We start from the raw sequence: 16,186 nt of genomic DNA on the forward strand, positions 1-16,186 counted from the left end.
TGCCATGCTGACAACCGCGTATCGGGGCAATTGCCAACCCGTTCATTGCTGCATCGGCATGGCGATGTTGATTCGCGGTAGACTTGCCGCCTTCCCGACCAGTCAAGAAGCCCGCCATGGCCCTGCCATCGACCACCTACAAGATCGAACTGAACCTCACCGACATGGATCGCAGCGTCTACGAGAACCTGCGCTTCACCGTTGCCCGCCATCCCTCGGAGACCGAAGAGCGCCTGGCCGCGCGGTTGATCGCCTACGCGTTGTTCTATCACGAGCAACTGGCGTTCGGTCGCGGACTGTCGGATGTCGATGAGCCTGCGTTGTGGGAAAAGAGTCTGGACGATCGCGTGCTGCACTGGATCGAGGTCGGGCAACCGGACAGCGAGCGCATCACCTGGTGCTCGCGGCGTACCGAGAAGTTCAGCCTGGTGGCCTACGGCAATCTGCGCGTGTGGCAGGGCAAGTGCCTCGACCCGGTGCGCAGCCTGAAGAACATCAACGTGGTCGCCCTGGGCCAGGAGGCACTGGCCGACCTCGCACAGGACCTCCCGCGTTCGCTGTCCTGGAGCGTGATGATCAGCGATGGCGAACTGTTCGTCACCGACGAGCGCGGCCAGCACGAGATTCCGCTGGAGTGGCTGGCCGGCGAGCGGTGAAGCCGTAGCCCGGATGCAATCCGGAAAAATGGTTTTGCACGCCTTGGATCGCAGTTCCCTCTCCCCTCGGGGAGAGGGCTAGGGAGAGGGGGACTTCGGTGGCTCGGTGTTGCTGGATTGACCCTCTCCCCCGGCCCCTCTCCCGCAAGCGGGAGAGGGGAGAAAAACCGTCCCAATTGAAATAGACCGAACATGCGTATCGAATCCCGTCCCTTACCCGCGCAACTGCCCGACCTGGGCAACCTGCCGCCGTTGCTCACCCGTCTCTACGCTGCCCGTGGCGTGCAGTCCGCCGAGGAGCTGGACAAGGGGCTGGCGCGGCTGATTCCGTACCGGCAACTGAAGGGCATCGACGCAGCTGTCGAGCTGCTGGTCGAGGCGCTGGCGCAGCGTCAGCGCATCCTTATCGTTGGCGACTTCGATGCCGATGGCGCCACCGCCAGCTCGGTCGGCGTGCTCGGCCTGCGTCTGCTCGGCGCTGCGCATGTGGATTATCTGGTGCCGAACCGCTTCGAGTACGGCTATGGCCTGACGCCGGAAATCGTCGCCGTGGCGCTGGAGCGTCAGCCCGACCTGCTGCTGACTGTGGACAACGGCATCTCCAGCGTCGACGGCGTGGCTGCTGCCAAGGCGGCGGGGCTCAAGGTGCTGGTCACCGACCATCACCTGCCAGGGCCGGAATTGCCCGCGGCCGATGCCATCGTCAACCCCAACCAGCCGGGCTGCGAGTTCCCGAGCAAGGCCATGGCCGGTGTCGGGGTTATGTTCTACGTGCTGCTGGCGCTGCGTGCGCGCCTGCGCGAGCTGGGCTGGTTCGCCAGCCGTGCGGAGCCGAACCTGGGCGAGCTGCTCGATCTGGTGGCCCTCGGCAGCGTCGCCGACGTGGTGCCGCTGGATGCCAACAACCGCATCCTGGTGCACCAGGGCCTGGCGCGCATTCGTGCCGGGCGCGCGCGGCCCGGGCTGCGCGCGATACTCGAAGTGGCCGGGCGCGACCACCGGCGCATCACTTCCACCGATCTCGGTTTCATCCTCGGCCCGCGACTGAATGCGGCCGGGCGTCTGGACGACATGAGCCTGGGCATCGAATGTCTGCTCTGCGACGACGAAGCGCTGGCCCGCGACATGGCGGTGCAGCTCGATCAGCTCAACCAGGACCGCAAGGCCATCGAACAGGGCATGCAGCGCGAGGCGCTGGCCCAGCTCAAGGACCTGCCGCTGCAGGACATGCCGTTCGGCCTGTGCCTGTTCGAACCGGACTGGCACCAAGGGGTGATCGGCATCCTCGCCTCGCGCCTGAAGGAACGCTATCACCGCCCGGCCATCGCCTTTGCCGATGCCGGTGAGGGCATGCTCAAGGGCTCGGCACGCTCGGTGCCGGGGCTGCATATCCGCGATGCGCTGGACGCCGTAGCGGCGCGCCATCCGGGGCTGATCAGCAAGTTCGGCGGGCACGCCATGGCTGCCGGCCTGTCGTTGCCGCAGGAAAACTTCGGCGCCTTCGCGGCTGCCTTCGACGCCGAGGTGCGCCGTCAGTTGTGCGAGGACGATTTGACCGGCCGCCTGCTGTCCGACGGCCAGCTCGACGCCACCGAATTCCACCTGGAACTGGCTCGCGCCCTGCGCAACGCCGGGCCCTGGGGCCAGCATTTCCCCGAGCCGCTGTTCCATGGCGTGTTCCAGATCGTGGGCCAGCGCATCGTCGGCGAGCGGCACCTGAAGCTGGTGCTCAAGACCGAATGCGGCAGCGTGCAGCTCGACGGCATCGCCTTCAACATCGACCGCGAGGTCTGGCCCAACCCGACGCTGCGTTGGGCCGAAGTGGCCTACAAGCTCGATCTCAACGAGTTCCGCGGCAACGAGAGCGTGCAGTTGATGGTGGCGCATATCGCCCCGCGCTAACTCGCGATGTGGGCCAATACCTCCTGCATGCGCTGACGCGTCTCGGCGGTGCAGGGCAGCAATGGTGCCCGCGGCGCTTCATCATCGATCAGCCCCTGCATCGCCAGCGCCGCCTTGATCGCCGAAGGGTTGGCTTCGGCGAAAGCCGCCTGCATCCAGGGCAAGAGGCGATAGTGCAACTGCCGAGCACCCTGTAGATCGCCTTGCTCCACACGTCGCTGCATCTCCACGTAAAGATCGGCGCGAATATGCGCTGACGCCGAGATGGCACCTGCGCCACCCAGGCACAGGGTATTGAAGATCTGCGTGTCCTCGCCGGCCAGCACCTGTACCTGGCCATCGGCGATCAGCGTCATGGTGGTTTCGGCATCGCCCGCGCAGTCCTTGATGGCCTGGATATTGGGATGGCGGACGATGCGTCGCAGGGTTTCGCGCTCGATGCGCACCCCTGTGCGGTAGGGGATGTCGTAGAGCACCAGCGGTGCCTCGGCGGCGTCGGCCAGTGTACTGAAGAAGTGCTCCAGCCCCGCTTGCGACGGGCGAATGTAGTAGGGCGCCGGTACCAGCAGGCCGGCCAGCGTGCGGCGCTGGATTTCCCGTTGCAGGTCGAGCAGCGCATTTAGCTGGTTACCGGCCAGGCCCATGATGACGCGGTCTGCGGGGACGCGCTGGAGCACGGCATCCAGCACCGCCAACTGCTCGGCCTGGCTCAGCGCGGCGGCTTCGCCGGTGGTGCCGCAGACCACCAAACCCGCGACACCGTCCCCCAGCAGCCTGACTGTCAGGCGGTCGAGGCTGGCGAAATCGATCTCGCCGTTGCGAAATGGGTTGACCAGCGCCACCCAGATACCCTGAAAAGCGGACATGCGAAAACTCCTTGCGACTGACCGTCTGGTCGCCGTCGGGGAGGGTGCGGGATACGAGCGGGAAGGGGATTGAACCTGGCGCTTGTCCTGTCAGCCCATCTGACGGGACAGCACGCCCCGGTCAAATGAGCGACTGTTTCTTGGATTTCTTGGCAACGACGACGCACGCGCACTGGCAGGTCATGGAACCTGGGAGCAGTGCTTGGTGGTCGAAGGTGGCGTACATGAAGAACAGCCCGTTGCGTGAATCGTCGGCACGATGGTGCTTGGACGTCTGCGCGGCTGTCAAGCGGCCCCGGCGGTAATATCTGGAAGCATTCAGACGGCTGCCGGGCCAATGGCCGAGGCCTACACTCGGCGAGATTTCCTCAGGAGAATGCGCGATGAATACCCGTGGCTTGCTCGATCAACTGCTCAAATCCGGTCAGGAGATGCTGCAACAGAAAGGTGCTGGTGGAGCCTCTTCCGGGCTGGGCGGCGCGCTGGGTGGCCTGCTCGGCGGTGGCGCGGGCAAGAGCGGTGGCAGCGATCTCGGCTCGATGCTCAAGGGCGCCGGCGGTGGTGCTGCGTTGGCCATGCTGCTGGGCAACAAACGGGTGCGCAAGGTCGGCGGCAAGGTGGCGGTCTATGGCGGCCTGGCTGCGCTTGGCGTGCTGGCCTACAAGGCCTACGGCAACTGGCAGGCGCAACAGGCCCAGCAGGGTGGTGCGCAGCCAGTCGAGCCGCAGACGCTCGATCGCCTGCCTGCGCCGCAGGCCGAGCAGCACAGCCGGGCCATCCTCAAGGCCCTGGTGGCGGCGGCCAAGGCCGATGGTCATGTCGATGATCGCGATCGGCAGTTGATCGAGGAGGAGCTCGGCAAGCTGGCGCAGGACGCCGAGCTGCAAGCCTGGCTGCACGCCGAGCTGAACAAGCCGCTGGACCCCGCCGATGTTGCGCGTGCCGCCAGCACGCCGGAAATGGCTGCGGAAATGTACCTGGCCAGCGTGCTGATGGTGGACGAGGAGCACTTCATGGAGCGTACCTACCTCGAAGAGCTGGCGCGCCAGCTGCAGTTGCCGCCGGCGCTGAAGAGCGAGTTGGAGGCACAGGTGCGGCTCGAGCTGCAGCGCGTCTGATCAGACCAAAAGATCATTCATCCTCGCGCCCGGCTTGTTTTAGGCTGAAGGCCAACGACAAGAACGACACGCGAGGATGCCCATGTCGCAAGCGCCCCTGGATGCCTATGACTACCTGATCGTCGGTGCCGGCCCGGCCGGCTGCCTGCTGGCCAATCGGCTGTCTGCCGACCCTGGCGTCAGCGTGCTGCTGATCGAGGCAGGCGGGCGCGACAACTACCCCTGGATCCATATTCCGGTCGGCTACCTCTACTGCATCGGCAACCCGCGTACCGACTGGTGCTACAGCACCGAGGCCGACCCCGGCCTGCACGGTCGCAGTCTCAAGTACCCGCGTGGGCGTGTGCTCGGCGGCTGTTCTTCGATCAACGGCATGATCTACATGCGTGGCCAGGCGGCGGATTACGATGGCTGGGCGGCGGCCGGCAATCCTGGCTGGGCCTGGCGCGACGTGCTGCCGCTGTTCAAACGTTCGGAAAATCACTTTGCCGGCGCCAGCGACCTGCATGGCGGCGACGGCGAGTGGCGGGTCGAGCGCCAGCGTCTGTCCTGGGACATTCTCGAGGCCTTTCGTGGGGCGGCGGCGCAGAGCGGCATTGCCAGCGTCGATGACTTCAATGGCGGCGACAACGAAGGCTGCAGCTACTTTCAGGTCAACCAGCGGCGCGGCGTACGCTGGAATGCGTCCAAGGCGTTTCTGCGAGACATACGCCAGCGTGCCAATCTGCAGGTGCTGACCGGCGCCGAAGCCGAGCGCCTGGAATTGCAGGGCGGCCGCGCCAGCACCTTGCATCTGCGTTGGCAGGGGCAAGCCCTGCGGGTCAGGGCACGCCGCGAGATCGTTCTCTGCGCTGGCGCCATCGGCTCGCCGGCCTTGCTGCAGCGTTCCGGTATCGGCCCACGGCCGCTGCTCGAACGGCTCGGCATCGGGGTGAAACATGAGCTGCCGGGCGTCGGCGAGAACCTGCAGGATCACCTGCAATTGCGCCTGATCTACCGCGTCGAGGGGGTGAAGACGCTCAATCGCATCGTCGCCACACCCTGGGGCAAGCTGGGCATGGGCCTGGAATACCTGCTCAAGCGCAGTGGGCCGCTGTCCATGGCGCCCAGTCAATTGGGCGCCTTCGCCAAATCCGACCCCGGCCAGGCGCGTGCCAACCTGCAGTATCACGTGCAGCCGCTGTCGCTGGAGCGCTTTGGCGAGCCCCTGCACGATTTCCCGGCCTTTACCGCCTCGGTGTGCAACCTGCGCCCGCACAGTCGTGGGCGTGTCGCGATCACTTCGGTTGATGCTGCCGTCGCGCCATCGATCCAGCCCAACTACCTGAGCGACGAGCGCGACCTGCAGGTGGCGGCCGATGCCATCCGCCTGACCCGGCGCATCGTTGCCGCGCCGGCATTGGCCGGCTACCGGCCGCAGGAGTACAAGCCCGGGCCGGATTACCAGAGCGAGGCCGATCTGCAGCGGGCAGCGGGGGAGATCGGCACCACCATCTTCCATCCGGTTGGCACCTGCGCCATGGGGCAGGGGCAGGGCGCTGTGGTCGATGCCCGCCTACGGGTGCACGGCATCGCCGGTTTGCGGGTGGTCGATGCCTCCATCATGCCGACCATCACCTCCGGCAATACCTGCTCGCCAGTGCTGATGATCGCGGAGAAGGCCGCGCAGATGATCGAGGAGGACGCGCTGCGTCCTGTGCTGCCGGCCGTGCAATTGCAGGTTCGCGGCGAGGCGCCGCTCCTACGGGAGGCGTGAGCTGCTTTGTGTAGGAGCCCCGCCTCGGGGCGAAGCTGTTGGCTTTGTGCTGTCCTTTGCGCGGGGGCGTGCCAAGAACTGCGCCGTTGATCCAGAGATCGCTGATCGATCAGCCTGAACGGGCTGCCAGGCCGTGGCGGCTCGGGTATAATCGCCGGCTTTTCCGTCCGATTTGCCGCGAGCGCCGACTACCATGGAAATCAATCCGATCCTCAACGCCATCAAGGACCTGTCCGAACGTACCCAGTCAATTAGGGGGTATCTTTGACTACGATCACAAGCATGATCGTCTGGTCGAAGTAAACCGCGAGCTGGAGGACGCCAGCGTCTGGAACAAGCCCGAGTACGCCCAGGCCCTGGGCCGTGAGCGCGCCATGCTGGCGCAGATCGTCGAAACCATCGACGACCTCACCGGCAGTCTGGCCGATTCCAGGGATCTGCTGGAAATGGCCGCCGAAGAGAACGACGAAGGTGCGGTCAGCGACATCGTCGCCGAAGTCGAGCGCCTGCGCGAAATCCTCGAGAAGCTGGAATTCCGCCGCATGTTCAGCGGCGAGATGGACCCGAACAACTGCTACCTGGATATCCAGGCCGGTTCCGGCGGCACCGAAGCCCAGGACTGGGCCAACATCCTGCTGCGCATGTACCTGCGCTGGGCCGACAAGCGCGGCTTCAGTGCCGAGATCGTCGAGCTGTCCGAAGGCGAAGTCGCCGGCATCAAGGGCGCCACCGTGCACATCAAGGGCGAGTACGCCTTCGGCTGGCTGCGTACCGAGATCGGCGTGCACCGCCTGGTGCGCAAGAGCCCGTTCGACTCCGGCGCGCGTCGCCACACCTCCTTCTCGGCGGTGTTCGTGTCCCCCGAAATCGACGACAAGGTGGACATCGAGATCAACCCGTCCGACCTGCGTATCGACACCTACCGCTCCTCCGGCGCCGGTGGTCAGCACGTAAACACCACCGATTCGGCGGTGCGTATCACCCACGTGCCGACCAACACCGTGGTGGCCTGCCAGAACGAACGTTCTCAGCACGCCAACAAGGACACCGCGATGAAGATGCTGCGGGCCAAGTTGTACGAGCTGGAGATGCAGAAGCGCAATGCGGCCTCGCAGGCGCTGGAAGACAGCAAGTCGGATATCGGCTGGGGCCATCAGATTCGCTCCTACGTGCTCGATGATTCGCGCATCAAGGACCTGCGTACCGGCGTCGAACGCAGCGACTGCCAGAAGGTGCTCGATGGCGACCTCGACGGCTATCTCGAGGCCAGCCTCAAGCAGGGCCTGTAAGCCCAGTAACCCATCCGTGGGCGCCGGTCAGCCGGCGCCTGCTCAAATTTTGTACGACACGCCAGGCAGATAAAGCGACCATGAGCGACCAACAACTCGACCACAACGAACTGCAACAGGAAGAAAACAAGCTGATTGCCCAGCGCAAGGAAAAGCTTGCTGCCGTCCGTGAGCAGGGCATTGCCTTCCCCAACGATTTCCGCCGTGACAGCCTGTGCGCCGACCTGCAGAAACAGTACGAGGGCAAGAGCAAGGAAGAGCTGGAGGCCGCTGCCATCCCGGTCAAGGTGGCCGGTCGTATCATGCTCAACCGTGGCGCCTTCATGGTGCTGCAGGACACCTCCGGGCGTCTGCAGGTCTATGTCAACCGCAAGACCCTGCCGGCCGAGCAACTGGAAGCGGTCAAGCACTTCGACCTGGGCGACATCATCGCTGCCGAGGGCACGCTGGCTCGTTCCGGCAAGGGCGACCTGTACGTCGACATGCACAACGTGCGTCTGCTGACCAAGTCGCTGCGCCCGCTGCCGGACAAGCACCATGGCCTGACCGACACCGAGCAGCGCTACCGCCAGCGTTACGTCGACCTGATCGTCAACGAAGAAGTGCGCCACACCTTCCGCGTGCGCTCGCAGGTGATCGCGCATATCCGTCGTTTCCTCAACGAGCGCGGTTTCCTCGAAGTGGAAACCCCGATGCTGCAGACCATCCCCGGCGGCGCGGCGGCCAAACCGTTCGAGACTCACCACAACGCGCTGGACATGGCCATGTTCCTGCGTATCGCCCCGGAGCTGTACCTCAAGCGTCTGGTGGTCGGTGGCTTCGAGAAAGTCTTCGAGATAAACCGCAACTTCCGTAACGAAGGCGTTTCGACCCGGCACAACCCCGAGTTCACCATGCTCGAGTTCTACCAGGCCTACGCCGACTACCGCGACAACATGGACCTGACCGAGGAGCTGTTCCGCGAACTGGCCCTGGCCGTGCTGGGCAGCACCGACGTGCCCTACGGCGACAAGGTGTTCCACTTCGGCGAGCCGTTCGTGCGCCTGTCTGTGTACGACTCGATCCTCAAGTACAACCCGGACATCACCGAGGCTGACCTGAACGACGTCGACAAGGCCCGCGCCATCGCCAAGAAGGCCGGCGCCAAGGTGCTCGGCCACGAAGGTCTGGGCAAGCTGCAGGTGATGATTTTCGAGGAACTGGTGGAGAGCAAGCTGGAGCAGCCGCACTTCATCACCGAGTATCCGTTCGAGGTCTCGCCGCTGGCCCGTCGCAATGACCAGAACCCCAACGTCACCGACCGCTTCGAGCTGTTCATCGGTGGCCGCGAGATCGCCAACGCCTACTCCGAGCTCAACGACGCCGAGGATCAGGCCGAGCGCTTCCTCGCCCAGGTGGCCGAGAAGGATGCCGGTGACGACGAGGCCATGCACTACGACGCCGACTTCGTGCGCGCCCTGGAGTACGGCATGCCGCCCACCGCCGGTGAAGGCATCGGCATCGACCGCCTGGTGATGCTGCTGACCAACTCGCCGTCGATCCGCGACGTCATCCTGTTCCCGCACATGCGCCCGCAGGCCTGACGGCAATACGGAAAGCCGCCCTCGGGCGGCTTTTTTCTGTCTGTGACTCCGGCATTCGGGGTGCTTTCTCCGGGTGGCGGGCTGGCAAGCGAAACGCGGCCTTTTGGTTGCCTGTCCAACCCATTACTCTCCTTGCCACAACCAGAGCGTAGAGGAACGATCTACCGTGAGCTCCGTACCTGCGTCCCCGAAAGCCTCCCATGCTGCCAATGCCGTTGCCGAAAGCGTCCAGTACCAGGGCCGCAAGGCCAGTCGCCAGGGCAGCGAGCAGCGCCGCCAGGCGATTCTCGATGCCGCCATGCGCATCGTCGTGCGTGAGGGCGTACGCGCCGTGCGCCATCGTGCGGTAGCCGCCGAGGCGCAGGTGCCATTGTCGGCCACGACCTACTATTTCAAGGACATCGATGACCTGATCACCGATACCTTTGCCCAGTTCGTCGAGCGCAGCGCTGCGCAGATGGCGGCTTTCTGGGCCAGTACCCAGGGTACGCTGGAGGAGATGGTCGGGCGCCTGGATGGCAGCGAGCAGGCACGCCGGCAACTGGCCGAGGAAATCGCCGAGCTGGCGGTGCAGTACGTGCAGCGCCAGTTGCGCGAGCGCCGCGATCATCTGATCGCCGAACAGGCGTTCCAGCAGGAGGCGCTGCTCAATCCGCGTCTGCGTGAGCTGGTGCGGGCCCATCGGCAGATTCTGCAGCAGGGTGTGACCCACTTCTTCGAAGTGCTTGGCTCGCGCCAGCCCGAGCAGGATGCCGTGCTGTTGACGGCCACCATCGTGCGGATGGAGTATCAGGGCCTGCTGGACGGCGTGGATCATCTGGACAGCCAGGGAATGCTGGCCATCCTTAAGCGTTACATGAATCTGGTTCTGGGGCTGTAAGCGTCGATCATCGGGTCGAACGGCCTGCACAAGGAGAGCGTAATGAAAGCCTGGCGCGTAATGGTCGCCCTGTCCTTCCTGCTATTGAGTGGTTGCCTGGTCACCTTCAAGGACCCGATCCCGGCCAACGAGGCCGCGCCCATCCCGCTGTTGGGCGAGTGGACCCGGCAGGACGAGTGGGGTGATCAGCTGTATCTGGAGATCACCCGCGCCGGCTCCAACCTCTATGAAGCGCGTATCTACGAAGGCAGCCCGGATAACGTGAGCAGCCTCGAAGAGTTCGGCTTTACCGTCGCCCACCATGGCCGCCGCTGGTATCTCTCGGCCGGCCTGCCGAAAAGCCTGGGTGCCAACTTTGCCATCGCCGGTTTCGAATTGACCCGTGACAACGAACTGGTGGTGTACAACCTCGATACCGAGCGCATCCTGCAGGACATGGACAAGGGCCTGCTGGAGGGGCAGACCGTCGCCATGCCCGAAGCTGACGGTGCACTGATCACCAGCCCGCTGGACAAGGTGTTCGCCTACCTCGACGACCCGGCCAATGCCGATCTGTTCGTCGAAGTCGCGCGTTACCAGCGAGTGGCCGAATAGGAATCGCAATGAACAGCCAGCAAAAACTGGACGACTATCAACTCTGCATTCGCGCCCTTAGCGACCGTATCGTTGAGGCGCAGACCCCCATCCGCGTGCTCGATGCGGTGAAGTGGGACGACGGCATCCGCGATGGCTTTCTCAAGGCCAAGGGCAAGCAGCCGCCGGCGGTGGACCGCGACTACTACCTGAGCCGGCCGCTGGCCTTCGATGCCGCGGCGAAGAAGCTGGAATTCCAGAACATCGAGCGCGACATCACCCGCCAGCTCGGCCAGTTCAACCCGGTCGGGCAGATCATGCGGCGCATGTGCAAGGAATACCGCATGGTCATCCGCATGCTCGAAGCACGCGGCACCGAGGATTTCGGCCTGATCAGTCAGGAGCTCTATGGCGCGGCTTCCGACGCCTTCCACGCCGGTGACCCGACTCTGGCCGATCTTGGCCTGATGCTTTCGGACTACCTCAACAACATCGCCGCACGTGGCGATCTGGAAGACGAGCCCAAGGTGCTTGGCGCCACCGACGCGGTGAATATCCTGCAGCAGCGCCTGGCGGGCGTGTTCGGCGACGACACCATTCGCGTGTTCGAGTCCGACGGCATCCTCGCCGACGCCGCGGCCGGTGCCGATTACATCAAGATTCGCAGCGATGCGCGCTTCAATGAACGCGACGTCAAAGCGCTGGAAGTGCACGAGGGTCTGGTGCACGTGGGTACCACGCTCAATGGTCTGAACCAGCCGATCTGTACCTTCCTGGCCAAGGGCCCGCCCTCGTCGACCGTGACCCAGGAAGGCCTGGCGATCCTCATGGAGGTGATCGCCTTCGCCTCGTACCCGACGCGTCTGCGCAAGCTGACCAACCGCACCCGTGCCATCCACATGGCCGAGGAGGGCGCGGATTTTCTCGAGGTCTTCGAATTCTTCCGCGAGCAGGGCTATGGGCTGGAGGGCGGCTACAGCAATGCCAGCCGGGTGTTCCGCGGCTCCTTGCCGAATGGCCTGCCGTTCACCAAGGACCTGTCGTACCTGAAGGGTTTCATCCTGATCTACAACTACATCCAGCTGGCGGTGCGCAAGGGCAAGCTGGAGCAGATTCCGCTGCTGTTCTGTGGCAAGACCACGCTGGAAGACATGCGCACCCTGCGCAAACTGGTGGACGAGGGCCTGGTGCTGCCGCCCAAGTACCTGCCGCCGCAGTTCCAGGACATGAACGCGCTGTCAGCCTGGATGTGTTTCTCCAACTTCCTCAATCACCTGAGCCTGGACCGCATCGAGGCGGACTACGCCAATATTCTCTAGCGGCAGCAGGCGGCAAGGTGTAGCCCGGATGAAATCCGGGAATTGCGGAGAGCAAAACGTGGCAAGCCATCAACTCGAATACGAAATCCTCGGTGCATCGGCGCAATCGGTGGAAATCATCCTCGACCCCGGCGAGACGGTGATCGCCGAGGCCGGGGCGATGAACTACATGACCGACGGTGTGCGCTTCGAAACGCGCATGGGCGATGGTTCGTCCAGTGGTCTGCTGGGCAAGCTGTGGAGCGTCGGCAAGCGCATGCTCACTGGCGAGTCGCTGTTCATGACCCACTTCAGCAACGCCGGCAAGCGCCAGGCAAGGGTCGCCTTCGCTGCGCCTTATCCGGGCACGGTTGTGCCCATCGATCTGGCGAAGATCGGCGGCCGGTTGGTCTGCCAGAAAGATGCCTTTCTCTGTGCCGCTCATGGCACCAGCATCGGCATCAGTTTCGCCAAGCGCCTGGGGGCGGGCTTTTTCGGTGGCGAGGGCTTCATCCTGCAGAAGCTCGAAGGCGATGGCCTGGCCTTCGTGCATGCCGGCGGCACGGTAATCCGCAAGGAACTGAACAACGAAACCCTGCGCCTGGACACCGGCTGCCTGGTGGCCTTCAGCAGCGGCATCGACTACGACATCGCCCTGGCCGGCGGGCTGAAAAGCATGCTGTTCGGCGGCGAAGGGATCCTGCTGACTACGCTCAAGGGCACCGGTACGGTTTGGATTCAGAGCCTGCCGTTCTCGCGTCTGGCGGAGCGCGTCTATGCGGCGACCGTACAGGCGCGCGAAGAGGTGCGTGCCGGTGGCAAGTAGCCTAAGGACGCTGGCGTTTGTGCTGGCCAGCCTGTGGCTGGCCGGTTGCAGCGCTCTGCTGTTCTATCCCGAGCCGGGGCTGCCGCTCACCCCGGAGCGTGCCGGCCTGGAGTACCGCGACATCGAACTGCTTGCCGCCGATGGCACCCGGCTGCACGCCTGGTGGTTGCCGGCCAGGTCTGGTGTTGCGGTAAAGGGCACGGTGCTGCACCTGCACGGCAATGGCGGCAACCTGGCCTGGCACCTGGGCGGAGTGCACTGGCTGCCGGAGCAGGGCTACCAGGTGCTGATGCTGGATTACCGTGGCTATGGTCTATCCGAGGGCAAGCCACGTTTGCCCGAGGTCTATCAGGATATCGACGCGGCTTTCACCTGGCTCGACCAGGCGCCGCAGGTCAGGGGCAAGCCGCTGTTCCTGCTGGGGCAGAGTCTTGGCGGTGCCCTCGGTGTGCATTACCTGGCGCAGCAACCCGAGCGCCAGTCGAGCTTGCAGGCCATCGCGCTCGATGGTGTGCCGGCAAGCTACCGCGACGTCGGCCGCTACGCGCTGAGCAAAAGCTGGCTGACCTGGCCGTTGCAGGTGCCGCTGTCCTGGCTGGTGCCGGACGGCGACAGCGCGATTCACAGCATCGATCGAATCCAGGGCACGCCCTTGCTGATCTATCACAGTGTTGACGATACGATCGTGCCGCTTTCCAATGGCCAGCGTTTGTATCAAGCTGCGCACCCGCCACGCGCCTTTCAGGCGACCCGTGGCCCGCACGTGCAAACCTTCGCCGAGCCCGCCTGGCGTCAATCGCTGCTGGCATTCCTCGCCGCGCCGCAGGCATACGTCGAACGGTCGGGGCCGGCTACCGAATCCGCAACAGAGAGTCCGCAATGACCGAACGCAATCCCATCCCTCTGATCCTCACGGGTGTCGCCAGCATCGTCGGCACCATCGGCGTGCTCTGGTACTACGGCTATGTGCATTTCGCCAAACCGGAAGATGCCCTGCTGCTGTCCGATTTCACCATGCTCAAGACCATCCCCGGCGAGGACTACAAGGTTTCGCTGAAGCCGGCCAACCAGGTGGCGCAGTGCATCGACGGCGTGCTGGTGCTGTTCGACCTGCAGCAGAAAGGGCTGACCGGCGTGCTGGTGGATAACAAGAAGCAGGCCGTGCGTTGCATGGGGCAAGAGACTCCGGCGCTGGAGCAGTAAGCTCAGGCGTCCAAAAAGAAACCCGCCATCACAGGCTGTGTGAAAACTACTGCGCTCGGCCATGCTGCGTTAAAAAACGGCTCAAAATGCTCATTTACAGCTCGTAAACTGCGCTTTTTCGCCGTTTTTTGCCTTGCCTGACCTTCGCTCGCTACGTTTTCACACGGTCTGATAGGCGGGTTTCTTCATTACAACGCTGCGATCAGGCGCCGGCAGAGGAGCGCGGAGCCACAGGCTGGTTGTCGTTGGAGATGGTCACCTCCACGCGACGGTTCTGCGCGCGACCGGAGTCGGTGGAGTTATCCGCAACCGGATACTCCTTGCCGTAGCCCTGAGCGACGATGCGCGTCGGCTCCACACCGGCACGGATCAATGCACGACGCACGGACTCGGCGCGGCGCTCGGACAGGCCCTGGTTGTAGCTGGCCGAGCCGACGCTGTCGGTGTAACCCTCGACGATCACCTGGCGCTCCGGGTTTTCCTGGAGGAACCGCGCCAGCTGGGTGATGTTGGGCAGCGCGCTGCTCTTGAGTTCGGCCTTGTTGAAGTCGAACAGAACGTCACCGAAGGTCACCAGAGTGCCGCGCTCGGTCTGCTTGGCATTGAGGCTTTCCTGCAGCTTGCGGATCTGGGCGTCGCGTGCATCGAGCAGGGCCTGGGCACGCTGCGCCGAGCTGTTCTTCAATTCGGCTTCGGCGGTACGCAGGGCGATGGTCTGTTTGGCCACCTCTACGCGCTTGTTGGTCAGATAGGCCAGTTGGTCGACCTTCTTCTCGTCTTCCTTGTCCAGGTAGGCCTTGTCGGCCTTGTCCAGCCATTCCTTGGCTTCCTTGGTTTCCAGCGCGGCGACCTTGCTCGCCTGCGGATCGCTCTGCAACGAGGAGAAGTTGCTGCGCGCCGACTCCAGGTTGGCGTTGGGTTGGTGCGAGCAGGCGGCGAGGCCGACGCTCAGGGCCAGAAGGGCGGGGATCATCACGTGTTTACGCATGGCGTTCATCCTTTGATCTGTCAGCGAATGGGTGGGTGGCACGTCGCTCACTGAGCGTTACGCATGCCTTCCTCACGCAGTTCCTGAACACCCTGGCGGGCGTCCTGCAGTGCTTGTTCGGCCTTGGCAGCCTGAGCCTTGCGTTCGGCGACTCGGGCATCCCATTCGGCCTGTTCGGCCAGGCGGCGGGCTTTCTCGTAGTCCTCGTCGTGCATGGCGATCTCGGCTTCTTTTAGCTTGTCTTGCGCGGCTTTCATTTCCACGGCCGCGAATTCGGTGCCACCAGCGCTGATCGCCGCGTTCACGGCCGACTGCGTCACGGCGTACTGTTCGGTAGGCGGGTTACCGGCGCAGCCAGCGAGCACCAGGCTGCTGCCCAGTACCACGGCGGCCAGTTTGATTCCCTGCAGACGGTTGCGCGGGGCTTTCTCGATACGGGTCTTCATGGCGGCTAACTCCATTTGAAACACTCCTATGAATGACGATATCCGTGACAGCTTGCCCGCCGTGCTGCCCCCTGCCGAGGGTGATGGTGTTGCCACGGCGGCCTGCAATTTGGGACCTGAATATTTCTGAAATGGTTCAGAAAAAATGACAGTGTGCTCACGATTCCGAGAATTTTATGTGGGCCAAGTAATTGATTTATCGAGTCTTTTAGTTCGGGCAGCAAAGCTGCGCGGACAGATCCACCACCCTCGGCGCTAGCGAGTTCAGTGTGATTCGTCCAGGCAAGAAGCGGCGGGGGCAAGTGTTCGGATTAAGCCGAACAGCCCCGGGAGTTGTCGCGTAGAGGCATTCGGGTGATAGCGCCCTACAGACTAAGCGAGCGAACTTGAGCGGTATATCGAGCGAGTGCGACCCGCCAGCGTCAGTGGCTGGTGCCCTTGGTCGACTCGCTCAGCTCGCGCAGGTATTTGCGCGACAGCGCCAGGAAACGCGGAGTCGGACCGATGTCCTCATAGAGAGGATCGCCCTGTTCATCCAGCGCCACCACCTTGTTGCCCTTTACATAGGGCAGGCTGGCCTCCAGTTCTTCCAGCGCCGCGCCGATCAGTTCGCCGAGCAATTCCTCGCTGTGATGCTTGGGATACATCTCGGTAAGCGCCGCCAGGCGAGCAGCCGATTCGACATCCAGATGAATGTGATAGCGGGTCGGAGTCAGATGACCCTTGGCATTCTGTTCCCAGTGTTTTGCCAGTTCGCGAATTCTCATGTCGTCGCTCCTTACAGGGGTGCAGGCGATGCCGG

The 16,186-nt window shown here is 63.9% G+C and carries 16 protein-coding genes; 12 read left to right on the forward strand and 4 right to left on the reverse strand.

Going from position 1 to position 16,186, the window contains the following annotated elements:
• The first annotated feature begins 116 nt into the window (after window positions 1–116).
• Together GYB81_RS14910 and recJ are read left to right on the forward strand one after the other, a co-directional pair.
• On the forward strand, window positions 117–656 hold the full coding sequence (locus GYB81_RS14910; RefSeq protein WP_161865237.1) for a YaeQ family protein: 540 nt from the start codon (window positions 117–119) through the stop codon (window positions 654–656).
• Between the two features lie 192 nt (window positions 657–848).
• Window positions 849–2,558, forward strand: a complete 1,710-nt coding sequence (gene recJ, locus GYB81_RS14915; protein WP_161865236.1) for a single-stranded-DNA-specific exonuclease RecJ — start codon at window positions 849–851, stop codon at window positions 2,556–2,558.
• Here recJ and dapA read toward each other — a convergent pair.
• Window positions 2,555–3,424, reverse strand: a complete 870-nt coding sequence (dapA, locus tag GYB81_RS14920; protein WP_161865235.1) for a 4-hydroxy-tetrahydrodipicolinate synthase — start codon at window positions 3,422–3,424, stop codon at window positions 2,555–2,557. The two genes, recJ and dapA, sit on opposite strands and share 4 nt — an antisense overlap.
• A gap of 383 nt (window positions 3,425–3,807) precedes the next feature.
• Between dapA and GYB81_RS14925 the strand changes: the two genes are divergently transcribed.
• The 10 genes from GYB81_RS14925 (at window position 3,808) to GYB81_RS14970 (ending at window position 13,950) form a co-directional block, all read left to right on the forward strand.
• The gene (locus GYB81_RS14925; protein WP_161865234.1) at window positions 3,808–4,542 is read left to right on the forward strand and encodes a tellurite resistance TerB family protein; all 735 of its coding nucleotides are present in this window, start codon (window positions 3,808–3,810) and stop codon (window positions 4,540–4,542) included.
• A gap of 82 nt (window positions 4,543–4,624) precedes the next feature.
• Window positions 4,625–6,298, forward strand: a complete 1,674-nt coding sequence (locus tag GYB81_RS14930) for a GMC family oxidoreductase (RefSeq protein WP_161865233.1) — start codon at window positions 4,625–4,627, stop codon at window positions 6,296–6,298.
• A 193-nt stretch (window positions 6,299–6,491) separates the two neighbouring features.
• Window positions 6,492–7,587, forward strand: a protein-coding gene (gene prfB, locus GYB81_RS14935) for a peptide chain release factor 2 (RefSeq protein WP_161865232.1) whose coding sequence is annotated in 2 segments (ribosomal slippage) — window positions 6,492–6,563 and window positions 6,565–7,587 — 1,095 coding nt in all. Because the reading frame shifts where the segments join, the coding sequence is not laid out codon by codon here.
• Between the two features lie 80 nt (window positions 7,588–7,667).
• Window positions 7,668–9,170, forward strand: a complete 1,503-nt coding sequence (gene lysS, locus GYB81_RS14940; protein WP_161865231.1) for a lysine--tRNA ligase — start codon at window positions 7,668–7,670, stop codon at window positions 9,168–9,170.
• Window positions 9,171–9,336: 166 nt separating this feature from the next.
• Entirely contained in the window at window positions 9,337–10,050 is a 714-nt protein-coding gene (locus tag GYB81_RS14945; protein WP_161897880.1) for a TetR/AcrR family transcriptional regulator, read from the forward strand.
• Between the two features lie 42 nt (window positions 10,051–10,092).
• Complete coding sequence (locus GYB81_RS14950) at window positions 10,093–10,644, forward strand: hypothetical protein (protein ID WP_013716785.1); 552 nt, start codon at window positions 10,093–10,095, stop codon at window positions 10,642–10,644.
• 8 nt (window positions 10,645–10,652) lie between these two features.
• Window positions 10,653–11,942, forward strand: coding sequence for a flavohemoglobin expression-modulating QEGLA motif protein (locus GYB81_RS14955; RefSeq protein ID WP_161865229.1), 1,290 nt, complete (start codon window positions 10,653–10,655; stop codon window positions 11,940–11,942).
• Window positions 11,943–12,000: 58 nt separating this feature from the next.
• Window positions 12,001–12,747 (forward strand): TIGR00266 family protein, encoded by a 747-nt coding sequence (locus GYB81_RS14960; RefSeq protein WP_013716783.1) that lies wholly within the window; start codon window positions 12,001–12,003, stop codon window positions 12,745–12,747.
• Window positions 12,737–13,630 (forward strand): alpha/beta hydrolase, encoded by an 894-nt coding sequence (locus GYB81_RS14965; RefSeq protein ID WP_161865228.1) that lies wholly within the window; start codon window positions 12,737–12,739, stop codon window positions 13,628–13,630. The genes GYB81_RS14960 and GYB81_RS14965 overlap by 11 nt, the downstream gene beginning before the upstream one ends.
• Window positions 13,627–13,950, forward strand: a complete 324-nt coding sequence (locus tag GYB81_RS14970) for a PA3694 family proteiin (protein ID WP_161865227.1) — start codon at window positions 13,627–13,629, stop codon at window positions 13,948–13,950. The genes GYB81_RS14965 and GYB81_RS14970 overlap by 4 nt, the downstream gene beginning before the upstream one ends.
• 202 nt (window positions 13,951–14,152) lie before the next feature.
• On the opposite strand, the gene lptF is transcribed toward GYB81_RS14970, so the two are convergent.
• From lptF to GYB81_RS14985, 3 genes are all read right to left on the reverse strand, one after another.
• A complete protein-coding gene (gene lptF, locus GYB81_RS14975) occupies window positions 14,153–14,938 on the reverse strand; it encodes a lipotoxin F family OmpA-related lipoprotein LptF (RefSeq protein WP_161865226.1) in 786 nt (261 codons plus the stop codon).
• 47 nt (window positions 14,939–14,985) lie between these two features.
• The gene (locus GYB81_RS14980; RefSeq protein WP_233787592.1) at window positions 14,986–15,399 is read right to left on the reverse strand and encodes a DUF4398 domain-containing protein; all 414 of its coding nucleotides are present in this window, start codon (window positions 15,397–15,399) and stop codon (window positions 14,986–14,988) included.
• Window positions 15,400–15,806: 407 nt separating this feature from the next.
• Window positions 15,807–16,151 carry a pilin assembly protein gene (locus GYB81_RS14985; RefSeq protein ID WP_161865224.1) on the reverse strand — a complete coding sequence of 115 codons (345 nt, stop codon included), beginning with the start codon at window positions 16,149–16,151 and terminating at the stop codon, window positions 15,807–15,809.
• Window positions 16,152–16,186 lie beyond the last annotated feature (35 nt).

Source organism: Pseudomonas yangonensis (assembly GCF_009932725.1).
Classification (GTDB): Bacteria; Pseudomonadota; Gammaproteobacteria; order Pseudomonadales; family Pseudomonadaceae; genus Aquipseudomonas; species Aquipseudomonas yangonensis.